We start from the raw sequence: 11325 nt of genomic DNA, 5'->3' as shown, positions 1-11325 counted from the left end.
GGGGAGCACGGCTCGGTGGATCTCAGCCTGGTGTGCGAGCCGAACTTCGACTACGGCCGCGAGCCCGAGTCCTGGCAGTACGAGGGGGAGGACTACTCCTCCGGCGTGATCAGCCATGCGGGCACCAACGTCACGCTGCGGCTGCGTACCGACCTGCGGCTCGGTTTCGACGGCCGGCGGGCACTGGCTCGCACCACGCTGCGGGAGGGGGACACCGCGTTCGTCGCGCTCACCTGGCGCCCGGAGGAGCCCCTGCTTCCGGACACCTACCTGCAGGCGTGCGTCGCCGTCGACCGGACAACGGAGTTCTGGCGCCAGTGGCTGTCGCGGGGCATGTTTCCCGACCATCCCTGGCGGCGCCATCTGCAGCGCAGCGCCCTCGCGCTGAAAGGACTGACCTACGCGCCGACCGGTGCTCTGCTCGCCGCCTCGACCACCTCGTTGCCGGAGACCCCGCGCGGCGAACGGAACTGGGACTACCGGTACAGCTGGATCCGCGATTCCACCTTCGCGCTGTGGGGCCTGTACACCCTCGGGCTGGACTACGAGGCCAACGATTTCTTCTCATTCATCGCTGACGTCGCCGAAAACGATGACGACGACATCCAGGTGATGTACCGGGTGAGCGGCGAGCCGAAGATCGATGAGGAGATCCTCGGTCACCTGTCCGGCTACGAGGGAGCCTACCCGGTACGGATCGGCAACGCAGCGGCACTGCAACGTCAACACGATGTCTGGGGCGTCGTCCTCGACTCCGTGTACCTGCACACCAAGTCCCGTGACTACCTCTCCGAACGGCTCTGGCCGGTGCTCGTGCGCCTCGTCGAGGCGGCGGCCACGCACTGGCGGGAGCCGGACCGCGGGATGTGGGAGGTGCGCGGGGCGCCGCAGCACTTCACCGTGTCCAAGATGATGTGCTGGGTCGCCCTGGACCGGGGTCGGCGGCTGGCGCAGATGCGGGGGGACGCCAAGACGGCGGCGCGCTGGCGGGCCGTGGCGGAGGAGATCCACGCCGAGGTGTGTGAGAAGGGTGTGGATCATCGCGGTGTGTTCACCCAGTACTACGGATCGAAGGCGCTCGACGCCTCACTGCTCCTGATTCCGCTGCTCGGGTTCCTGCCGGCGGCCGACGAACGCGTGAAGGCCACCGTGCTCGCGATCGCCGACGAGCTGACCGTCGACGGGCTGGTCCTGCGCTACCGCACGGAGGAGACCGACGACGGGGTCTCCGGCACCGAGGGCGCCTTCCTGATCTGCTCGTTCTGGCTGGTCTCCGCCTTGGTGGAGATCGGCGAGCTGACCCGTGCCCGGCAGCTGTGTGAACGGCTGCTGAGCCTCGCCAGCCCGCTGGATCTCTATGCCGAGGAGATTGATCCGGTCAGTGGCCGCCATCTCGGAAACTTCCCCCAGGCGTTCACTCATCTGGCCCTGATCAACGCGGTGATGTACGTGATCAGGGCCGAGGATGCCGAGGCCTACGCCCGGCCGTCCCCCTCGACCTGATCGTGCAGGCCGGTCCCGGGACGGGTAGCCACGGCGATCAGGCGAACCCGAGCGGGACGTGGCACTAACGTGGGAGCTGTGGCCAGCCTGGAGGTTGTGGACAAGCGGGTCGAGGTCGTCCTGCGCGGGCTTGAACGGATCGGCGCGGTGCGTGGGGACGTCTCCGTGCGGCTCGACGAGGTACTCGACGTACGCCTGGCGGCGGACGCGTTCGCGGAAGTGCACGGATGGCGGGCGCCCGGGACCGGACTGCCGCGCGTCATGGCCCTCGGGACCTGGCCGTCGCGGGGCGGCAAGGAGTTTGTCGCTGTCTACCGCGGCCGGCCCGCGGTCGTGGTGGAAGTCCGCCCGGGCGGCGAGTTCCGGCGCCTGATCGTCGCAACCGGCGACGCCGAACGCACCGTGGCGCGTCTGCGCAGGGCGGTCATCGCGCGCTGACGGCCCGGGACCCGGACCCGGCGTCAGGGCCGGCCGTCAGTCGGCCTCGGCCCTGGCCCCGGACCCGAGGATCGCCTCGGCTTCCACTTCGACGACCCAACACTCGTCGAGCAGTCCCACAACGACGACCATTGTGGCGGCTGGGCGGATCGCGGCGAACAGCTCGCCGTGGACGGCGCCGACGGCCGGAACGTGGGCGGGATCGGTGATGAACATCCGGGTACGGGTGACGTCACCGAGATCGGTGCCCGCCTCGCGCAGTGCGGTGCGGATGATCTCGAAGCACCGCCGGATCTGCAGCTCAGCGTCCGGTGGAACCGTGTCGTCCGGCCACACCGGCCCGGTCCCGCTGACGAACACGCGTTCGCCTACCTGGAGCGCCCGGGAGAACCCGATCGTGGCTTCGTAGGGTGAGGAGCCGGAAATCTTCTGACGTTCAGGATGCAACAGGATGCTCTGGGTAATCGGTGATCAAGACGGAAGTATCCACACTTGTGGACAACGGTTGTGGATGAATGACACGGCTGGAAGCTCCGGTGGTTGTGCCGGGCGTGGCCATTGGGCGTCTGGCGTTCGGGTCGGCTATCGCCACTGGGTCGACACGGCCAGCCCGACGACGACAAAACCAAACCCGATAAGGATGTTCCAGCCGCCCAGCCCCTCCATCCCCAGGACGCCGCCGTTGGAGAAGTAGTAGACGAGCAGGTAGGCGATCCCGAGCAGGAAGAACGCGAGGATCAGACCGCCGAACCAGAGCGGAGACGGCGGCTTCCGCTTGCGTGCCGACGCGCCCGCGGTGGTGGTCGGGGTCGGCTTCTTGGGCTTGCGGCGTCGCGACTCGGGCACTGCGGAACTCCTCGATGGCCGTACGTGGACGAGGGCGGCGACCGCCGTCGCCGTCCTCGTCCGGCCATCGGCGGTCTCGCGCTGGGTACCAGCGTAGACAGGGCATCCGTGGAAACGCCGTTGCGTACCGGCCGGCGGGATTCACCTCCGGTCGGTGCCCGGGCGACGCCGGCGTCGCGGCCGGTGCCGGGGCGATCAGACCGATGTGGCATCGAGAGCGCCATCGGCCGCGTAGCCTGCGCTGGAGGCGATACCTCCGACGCGGCGGACGGATCGCCCGGCCGAGCTGGCTGTGGCATGGTCGCGTGCCGCCCCCGGCGATCCACCGGCAGGCGTGGGTGAACCGTCCAGCGGTGCACCGAGGGAGGTTGGGGACAACGGTGCACGGCGGGCTACGGCCCTGGCCCTGGCCGGGGAGCCGGTCGCGGCGGGTGATCTGGGCGGTGTCGCTGTTCTGGGCCGGCGTGCTGTCCGGCGTCGTGGTGCTGGACGGCGGCCCGTTCGATCGGGCTGGCCCGCGGGACACCGCCGCTTGGGCGGCCCAGGAGCGGGCGGGAGTCGCGCAGGTTATCGACGAGGAGGCGGGCCGGGTGGCCGACCGCCGTGCCGGGCTGGACGCCGAGTCGCGGCGGCGCGCGACCACGGCGCAGGCCGTCCCGTCAGGGGCCCCAGGCTCCGCGCGCGGGACCGATGCCGCCGCCCGGTCCCTGGTCGAGCGGCTGGCCGGTCCCGCGGGGTTGGCCCCGGTGCGCGGGCCGGCGCTGACCGTCGAGCTGGACGACGTCCCGCGGGAGGGCCGGGGTGGCCCGTACGCCCCCGGCGTGCCCGCCCCGAGGCCCGACGATCTCATCGTGCATCAGCAGGATGTCCAAGCGGTCGTGAACGCGCTGTGGGCCGGCGGCGCCGAGGCGATGAGCATCATGGATCGCCGGGTGACGGCACTGACGGCGGTCCGCTGCGTCGGGAACACTCTTCTGCTGCACGGCGAGGTCTTCTCCCCGCCGTTCCGGATCACGGCGATCGGGGAGGTCGCTGCGCTGCGCTCCAGCCTGCGGGCCAATCCACAGGTCACGATCTACCGGCAGTACGCCGACGCCTACCGGCTGGGATACCGCGTCGAGGAGGCCGCCGACAGCCGGTTATCCGGCTACGACGGGCCGATGATCGACCTGTCCGGCACCGCCAGGCGCGGCTAGGAGAACGCCGCCGTCCGCAGGGTCTCGACCTCGGCGGACAGCCCCGGTGCGAGCCTGCGCGCCGCGCCGCCGTCGCCGCACTGGTCCAGCCAACGGGCGAGGATCAGGTGGCCGCCCTGGGTGAGGACGGACTCCGGGTGGAACTGCACGCCCTCGAGCGGGAGCCGCCGATGGCGCAGCGACATCACCACGCCACTTTCGGTCCGGCCGGTCACCTCGATTTCCTCGGGGAGGGTGTCCTCCTCGACGGCCAGCGAGTGGTAACGAGTCGCGATGAACGGCGACGGCAGGTCCGTGAGAACGCCGGTCCGGTCATGGTGGACGACCGAGGTCTTGCCGTGCAGCAACTCCGGGGCGCGGTCGACGGTAGCGCCGAACGCGACCGCGATCGCCTGATGGCCCAGGCACACCCCGAGCAGCGGCACACCGCCCGACGCGCAGGCTCGCACCATGGGAATGCTCACGCCGGCCGCCTCGGGCGTACCCGGTCCCGGGGAGAGCAGGACCCCGTCGACGCCGAGCGCGGCGAGGTCGGCCGGCGTCATCTCGTCGTTGCGGCGCACGATGCATTCGGTCTCGAGCTGGCCCAGGTACTGGACAAGGTTGAAGACGAACGAGTCGTAGTTGTCGATCACCAGGATGCGCATCAGATCGTGACCTCCCGCGGCATCAGGCACCCTACCGTGGGCGGCCGCAGTCCCATACTGCCTGAGCAGCCACGACCGCCTCCGTCGGCGCGACGACCTCAGGTGCCGCCACCGCCGTTGCGGCCGCCCAGCAGCCCCCCCAGGCCGCCCGGCCTCGTCGTGGCCGGTGTCCCAGGGGTGGGATTACCCGTCGGGCTCGGCGAGGTGCTGGTCGGCTCCGCGGTCGGGGTGGGCCCGGTCGGCGTCTCGGTCGGGGTCGGCGGCGCGGTGGTCTGGATCTGCTGGGCGACGGACAGCGTGATGGTCGAGCCCCGAGGGACGTTGCCGCCGGACGGGCTCTGGTCCACGACCGTCCCCGGCGCCACGTTGTTGTTCGCGACGTTCTGCCGGGCCGCGTTCAGCCCGTAGCGGCCGAGTTCGGCGACGGCATTGTCGTACGTGCGGTTGCGCACGTCGGGAACGTTGACGTTCGGGCTGACCACGTTGAGCGTGACCGTGCTGCCGGGCTTGACGGCCGTACCCGGCTGCGGATCGGTGCTGTTCACCGTGCCGACCTTCTGGCCGGTCGGGTTGGCGTAGGCCATCGAGTTCGGGACCAGCCCCAGCGCCCGTAGCGCCGCCTCGGCCTCGGCCTGGGTCTTCCCGATCAGGTCGGTGGGGATCTGGACGTCGTCGGCGGCCTTGCCGATCGACAGGGTGATCATCCCCTTGGCGGCGACCTCCTTGCCCTCGGCCGGGTCGACCGCCGTGACCCGGCCGGCCATGTCCGGTGAGTCGACCAGCTTCGTGACCACATCCCCCCCGAAGCCGGCGCTCTGCAGCCGGGCGCGGGCCTGCTCCTCGTTCTGCCCGACGAGGCCGGTCGGGACGAGGATCTTCTTCGTGGAGGCGGTGTTGTGACCGGAGCTGAGGAAGGTCGTGGCGAGCAGGACGACGGCGACGAAGACGATGACGATTCCGAGACCCGCGAGGATGTACTTCCACGCCTGGGAACGCTCCTGATCGGGAACGGCCCGCCGGTCGATGGCCCCGGTCACGTCGTAGCGGTCGAACGGACCGGTGCCGAAGCGGCCGTCGTCGTAGGGCACGTCGCGGTAGGTGGTCTGGTCGTCGTTGCGGTAGTCGTCGTCGCGGTAGCGGTCCCGGGTGGGGTAACCCGCTCGGTCACCGCGGCTGAGGACCGCCGTGCCGGCAGCGGCCGGGCCGAGGGTGGTGGCGGCCCCGCCCGCGCCACCACCTCCCATCATGGCGTGCACGCGTCGTCCGGCCAGCGCCCGTTCCAGATCGTCGCGCATCTCACCCGCGGTGCCGTAGCGGTCGTCAGCGTCCTTCTCCATCGCCTTGAGGACGATCGCGTCGGCCTCGGGGGAGATGCCGCGATCGTGAGCGGACGGCGGCGGCGGGTCCTCCCGCACGTGCTGGTAGGCCACGGCCACCGGGTTGTCCCCGCGGAACGGCGGCGATCCGGTGAGCAGTTCGTAGAGCAGCACCCCGGTGGTGTAGACGTCGCTGCGGGCGTCGACGCGGGCTCCTCGGGCCTGCTCCGGGGACAGGTACTGAGCGGTGCCGATCACCGCGGCCGTCGCGGTCATGGTCGAGGAGGTCGCGGTGGTGGCGCGGGCGATGCCGAAGTCCATGACCTTGACCGAGCCGTCCGGGCTGAGCATCACGTTCGCCGGCTTGATGTCGCGGTGGATGATCCCCATCCGGTGGCTGTAGTCCAAGGCGGCGCAGACGTCGGAGGTGATCTCCATGGCGCGGCGTTCGGTGAACCGGCCCTCAGTCTGCAGCGCGTCGCGCAGGGTCCGTCCCTCGATGAACTCCATCACGATGTAGGGGATCTGCGCCCCGTTGATGATGTCCTCGCCCGTGTCATACACCGAGACGATCGCGGGGTGGTTCAGCGCGGCCGAGGACTGTGCCTCGCGGCGGAACCGGGCGAGAAAGGTGGGATCACGGGCGAGGTCCGGGCGCAGCGTCTTGATGGCGACCTCACGGCCGAGCCTGATGTCACGGCCGCGGAAGACCTCCGCCATGCCGCCATAGCCGATGCCCTCGCCCAGCTCGTAACGCTCGCCGATGATCTGTGGCCCAGCCCCCGGAGCATACATCTCCGTCACGTCGGTCACGAATACTCCCCTGCCGTCGCCCCTCCCGCGCCGGAAATCGCCGACCCGGCGTTACCGCTGACGATTTCACCACCGATTGCGGTTGCGTACACCACCCCCGGTGGTGTGGTCGCGGAGTTCGATTCGGAATTGCTCTTGGAGAACAACCTGTTAGTCGCGAATGCGACGATCACCACGGTGAGGATCAGCAGAATGGTCAGAAGCGGCAGTGGCAGGGCGGGACGGGAGGCTGTCTCCGGCCGGTGCCGTCGAGCAGCTCGCCCCTCCCAGCCCGGCCGTAGATCATCCTGGCCGTCCGGGCCGGACAGGCCCGGGGGGCCGCCGGGGGTACGGGCCCACGGCGGCGGACCCGGGTGGTAGGCGGTGCCGGGATCGCGGGGGCCGCCACGGTCCGGCGTCCCGTAGGCCGAGCCACCGTACGCCCCCTCGGGGCCGCCGTACGCGGTGTCGGGGCCGCCGTAGGGCGGGCTGTGCAGGGCCGTTGCAGGTACGTCGGGTCCGCCGAGCATGGCTCCCGGGCCATCGGGAACCGCCTGGGCTTTGTCCGACGGAGCGCCGGTGCGCCCCGGTCCACTGGTGTGAGCGGACGGTGGCGGTGCGGCCACCCAGGACGGTGGTCGGGTGCGCGAGGTGGATCGGGGCGGGCGAGCGGCGGCACCAGCGGGCGGGAGGACGGCGCCCGGCCCCGGATGGCGGGCGGTCGCATCCGGTGTGCTGGGCCAGCGCGCCGGCTCCGGGCTCCACAGGCTGCGCCGGATCCCGGCCGCCGAACGTGCGAATGCCCCCGCCGAACTGGGCCTGCGCGCGGGGTCCTTGGCCATCGCCGAGTCCACCAGGGCCCGCACCTGGTAGGGGATGTCGGTCGGCAGCGGGGGCGGGGTGTCCTGCTGGTGGGCCATCACGACCACGATGGGGTTGCGGTCGTCGAAGGGGCGGCGACCGGCGAGGCACTCGTACGCGACGACGCCGAGCGAGTAGACATCGCTCGCCGGTGTCACCGGACGCCCGGACGCCTGCTCGGGGGACACGTAGTAGGCCGTCCCCATCATGATGCCGGTGGCGGTGAGCGGCGCGGCGTCGACCGCGCGGGCGATCCCGAAGTCGGTGACCTTCACCGCGCCGTCCGGGCGCAGCAGCAGGTTGCCGGGCTTGACATCGCGATGGACCACGCCGAGGGCATGCGCGGCCTGCAACGCGTCGGCCGCCTGCCCGAGGATGTCCAGCGTGCGCTCCGGGGACAACCGCTTCTCCCGGTGCAGCGCGGCGGAGAGGGGCTCCCCCTCCACCAGCTCCATCACCAGGTAGGCGGTCGGGTAGTCGTCGGAGGTCGCAACCTCGCCGTAGTCATAGACCGAGGCGACGCCCGGGTGTGACAGCCGGGCGGCATGGCGGGCCTCGCCGCGGAACCGCACCAGGAACGACTCGTCGCTGGCGTACTCCGGGCGCAGCAGTTTCACCGCGACGGGGCGGCCGAGGGTCTGGTCCAGGCCACGCCAGACCTCACCCATGCCGCCGGCGGCGATCCGCCCGTTCAGGCGGTATCGGTTGTCGAGGACGGTGTTCGGCGCCGCGGCGCCGGCGAAGGGCTGCGACGGGGAGATGGGATTGCCCGGGGAGTTGTTCATGGCTTGTCCAACGCGGCCTGTATGACCTTTTTCGCGACGGGGGCGGCGACGGCACCACCGGTACCCAGCTCGCCGCCGCCGTCCTCGACGATGACGGCAACCGCGATCTTCGGGGTGTCCGTCGGGGCGAACCCCACGAACCAGGCGTGCGGCAGACTGGTGCCGTGCTCGGCGGTCCCCGTCTTCCCGGCGACGGTAACGCCGCCGATCTGCGCCCGCCGACCGCTCCCCGACGTCACCACGCTTTCCATCATGGTCGTGAGCTGGGCGGCCACCTCACTGCTCACCGGTTCACCGAGTTTCTCCGGCTCGGTTTTACTGATCCTCTTGAGGTCCGGGCTGCGCAGTTCGGACACGAGATAGGGCTTCATCTCCATGCCGTCGTTGGCGATCGCCGCGACCACCTCCGCCATCTGTAGGGGCGTGACCCGGACGTCGTACTGGCCGATCGCTGACTGCGCGGTCTGCGCGGCGTCGAGCTTGGCGGGGAAGACGCTACGGGCCTGTTGCAAGGGGAAGTCGGGGAAGGCCGCGTTCAGGCCGAAGGCCTCGGCCTGCCGGCGCAGGGTGTCGGCACCGAGATCGATGCCGAGCTGTGCGAACGCGGTGTTACAGGAGATGGTGAGCGCGTGAATGAGGGTGTCGGTCTCGCCGTCGCCGCAGCGTTCGCCGCCGAAGTTCGGCAGCCGCACGGTGCTCAGCGGGAGCGGTAGCTCGTCGGGTGCCGCGACGCGGGTATCCGGCGTCCTGCCTTGTGACAGTGCGGCGGCGGTGGTGATGAGCTTGAAGGTGGAACCGGGCGGATAGGTCTGCTGGGTCGCCCGGTTCAGCAATGGTTGATCCGGATTGCCCGACAGCAGCCCATAGGCGTTGGCCGCGGCCTTCTCGTCATGGGCAGCCAGCGCGTTCGCGTCGTAGGACGGGTTGGTGACCATCGCCAGGATCGCGCCGGTCGGCGGCTCGATGGCGACCACCGCGCCCTTGCGGTTGTCGAGCGCCTCCGCCGCAGCCTTCTGGACGGCGGGGTTGATCGTAGTGACCACGGAACCGCCGCGCCGCTCCGCGCCGGTGAACAGGCCGGTCACCCGGCTCGCGAGCAGCCGGTCGTCGTCTCCGGACAGGAAGACGTCCTCGGACAGCTCCAGGCCGGCCGCCGTGAACAGCGTGTAGTAGCCGGTGACGTTGGAGTAGAGCTGCCCGGCCGGATACTGCCGCTGATACTTGTACTGGTCGTTCGACGGCACCGAACGTGCGATCTCCACGTCACCGGCGACGATCGCGCCCCGCTGTCGTTCCAGGCGCTCGGTGATCTGACGCCCGTTCGTCGGCTGGGACTTGAGGCTGCCCGCCTCGCCCATCTGGAGCCAGTTCGCATTCGCCAGGAGCGCGGCGAAGAGGATCATGCAGGCGACGGCGACCTTGCGCACCGTGCGGTTCATGTCGTCTTCACCACCTGGGTGGGACTCTCGGCAACCGCGCCCGGGTCGAACAGGGGGGCATCCGGCACCGGTTCGGGTGCGCGGCGGGCGGCGTCGCTGACCCGCAGCAGCAACGCGATGATCGCGGCGTTGGCCACGATGGACGACCCGCCGTAGGAGACGAACGGCAGCGTGAGCCCGGTCAGCGGGATGAGCCGCATGACCCCGCCCACCTGCACGAACACCTGCAGCGCCAGGGTGAAGGACAGCCCGGCCGCCAGCAGTTTGCCGAACGGGTCCTTCGCGCCGAGGGCCGCGCGCATCCCGCGCAGCACGACCAGGGCGTACATCATCAGGATGGCCATGACGCCGGTGAGACCGAGCTCCTCACCGAGGCTCGCCATGATGAAGTCGGTGTTCGCGAACGGCACCTTCTGCGGGTGCCCCTCCCCGAGCCCCGTACCGGTGATGCCACCGGCGGCGAAGCCGTAGAGACCCTGCACGAGCTGGTACGACGTGCTCGACGGGTTGTCACCGTCGAAGGCGTGCAGCCAGCCGTCCACCCGGACCTGGACATGGCTGAACATACTGTGCGCGATCACGGCACCGAACAGGAACAGCACGAAGCCGACCACGACCCACGATGCCCGCTCGGTGGCGACGTAGAGGACGACCATGAACATTCCGAAGAACAGCAGGGACGAGCCGAGGTCCTTCTGCACGATCAGGATGCCCAGGCTCGCCAGCCACGCCACCAGCACCGGTCCGAGGTCGCGGGCGCGCGGGATCCCCATCCCGAGAAAGGACCGGGAGGCCACCGAGAGGACCTCGCGTTTGTTGACCAGATAGCCGGCGAAGAAGATCAAAAGAATGATCTTCGAGACTTCGCTCGGCTGGAAAGAGAACGGCCCGATCCGCAGCCAGAGGCGCGCGCCGTTGATGGTCGCGCCGATGCCCGGCGCGATCGGCAGCACCAGACCGACCAGACCGACCAGGCCGGCCGTGTAGGCGTACCGGGCGAGCGAGAGGTGATCGCGTACCAGCGCCAGCACCAGGATGAAGACGATGACCGCCAGCAGGGTCCAGACGAGCTGCGTCTGCGCGGCACCGGGCGGGATGTGGGTTCCCGCCCGCTCGGCGGCATCCGCCTTGGCGAGGTCGAGCCGATAGATCATGACCAGGCCCAGGCCGTTGAGCGCGACGACGACCGGGAGCAGCACCGGGTCGGCGGCCGGCGCGAACCTGCGTACCGCCAGGTGGGCCAGTGCCCACAGGCAGAAGAAGCCGAGACCGATGGAGAAGATCCCGAGCGAGATCTGGCCGATGTCGGCGAAGGTCAACGCGGCGAGCGCGCTGGTTGCGAGCGCACCAGCGAAGATCATCAGGATGAGCTCCCGGCGCCGGTATGGCGGGAGGTTGGTGCCGGTGGGCAGCGGGAAGCCGGCGAAGGTCGCGGTGAGGTCCGCCGACCTCGGCCTGCGTAGCGGAGGTAGGGGGATCGGCGGGCGAGTCATCGCTGGCCT

10 protein-coding genes are annotated in these 11325 nt (G+C 70.3%); 3 read left to right on the top strand and 7 right to left on the bottom strand.

Annotated elements, in window-relative coordinates:
- On the top strand, window positions 1-1503 hold a 1503-nt coding region (locus ACY45C_RS15045; RefSeq protein ID WP_462188224.1), incomplete at its 5' end, for a glycoside hydrolase family 15 protein.
- 69 nt (window positions 1504-1572) lie between these two features.
- On the top strand, window positions 1573-1941 hold the full coding sequence (locus ACY45C_RS15040; protein ID WP_462188223.1) for a hypothetical protein: 369 nt from the start codon (window positions 1573-1575) through the stop codon (window positions 1939-1941).
- A gap of 36 nt (window positions 1942-1977) precedes the next feature.
- On the opposite strand, the gene ACY45C_RS15035 is transcribed toward ACY45C_RS15040, so the two are convergent.
- Window positions 1978-2388, bottom strand: a complete 411-nt coding sequence (locus ACY45C_RS15035) for a RidA family protein (RefSeq protein WP_462188222.1) — start codon at window positions 2386-2388, stop codon at window positions 1978-1980.
- Between the two features lie 135 nt (window positions 2389-2523).
- Entirely contained in the window at window positions 2524-2787 is a 264-nt protein-coding gene (locus ACY45C_RS15030) for a cell division protein CrgA (protein WP_462188221.1), read from the bottom strand.
- A 368-nt stretch (window positions 2788-3155) separates the two neighbouring features.
- Here ACY45C_RS15030 and ACY45C_RS15025 point away from each other — a divergent pair, with 368 nt between their 5' ends.
- Entirely contained in the window at window positions 3156-3983 is an 828-nt protein-coding gene (locus tag ACY45C_RS15025) for a DUF881 domain-containing protein (RefSeq protein ID WP_462188220.1), read from the top strand.
- Here ACY45C_RS15025 and ACY45C_RS15020 read toward each other — a convergent pair.
- The 5 genes from ACY45C_RS15020 to ACY45C_RS15000 form a co-directional block, all read right to left on the bottom strand.
- Window positions 3980-4630, bottom strand: coding sequence for an aminodeoxychorismate/anthranilate synthase component II (locus tag ACY45C_RS15020; RefSeq protein ID WP_462188219.1), 651 nt, complete (start codon window positions 4628-4630; stop codon window positions 3980-3982). The two genes, ACY45C_RS15025 and ACY45C_RS15020, sit on opposite strands and share 4 nt — an antisense overlap.
- 98 nt (window positions 4631-4728) lie before the next feature.
- On the bottom strand, window positions 4729-6759 hold the full coding sequence (gene pknB / locus ACY45C_RS15015) for a Stk1 family PASTA domain-containing Ser/Thr kinase (RefSeq protein ID WP_462188218.1): 2031 nt from the start codon (window positions 6757-6759) through the stop codon (window positions 4729-4731).
- Window positions 6756-8384, bottom strand: coding sequence for a serine/threonine-protein kinase (locus ACY45C_RS15010; RefSeq protein WP_462188217.1), 1629 nt, complete (start codon window positions 8382-8384; stop codon window positions 6756-6758). Before ACY45C_RS15010 ends, pknB begins: the two co-directional genes overlap by 4 nt.
- The gene (locus ACY45C_RS15005; protein WP_462188216.1) at window positions 8381-9823 is read right to left on the bottom strand and encodes a peptidoglycan D,D-transpeptidase FtsI family protein; all 1443 of its coding nucleotides are present in this window, start codon (window positions 9821-9823) and stop codon (window positions 8381-8383) included. The genes ACY45C_RS15010 and ACY45C_RS15005 overlap by 4 nt, the downstream gene beginning before the upstream one ends.
- A complete protein-coding gene (locus ACY45C_RS15000; protein WP_462188225.1) occupies window positions 9820-11316 on the bottom strand; it encodes an FtsW/RodA/SpoVE family cell cycle protein in 1497 nt (498 codons plus the stop codon). The genes ACY45C_RS15005 and ACY45C_RS15000 overlap by 4 nt, the downstream gene beginning before the upstream one ends.
- Window positions 11317-11325: the final 9 nt, after the last annotated feature.

The organism is Frankia sp. CcWB2, assembly GCF_977927585.1.
The sequence above is the reverse complement of the archived record's forward strand: the minus strand, read 5'-3'. Positions and strand labels throughout refer to the sequence as shown.

Coding starts and splice junctions, on each gene's coding strand:
- ACY45C_RS15020 (WP_462188219.1), bottom strand. CDS start 4,630: ATGCGCATCCTGGTGATCGACAACTACGACTCGTTCGTCTTCAACCTT.
- ACY45C_RS15005 (WP_462188216.1), bottom strand. CDS start 9,823: ATGAACCGCACGGTGCGCAAGGTCGCCGTCGCCTGCATGATCCTCTTC.
- ACY45C_RS15010 (WP_462188217.1), bottom strand. CDS start 8,384: ATGAACAACTCCCCGGGCAATCCCATCTCCCCGTCGCAGCCCTTCGCC.
- ACY45C_RS15000 (WP_462188225.1), bottom strand. CDS start 11,316: ATGACTCGCCCGCCGATCCCCCTACCTCCGCTACGCAGGCCGAGGTCG.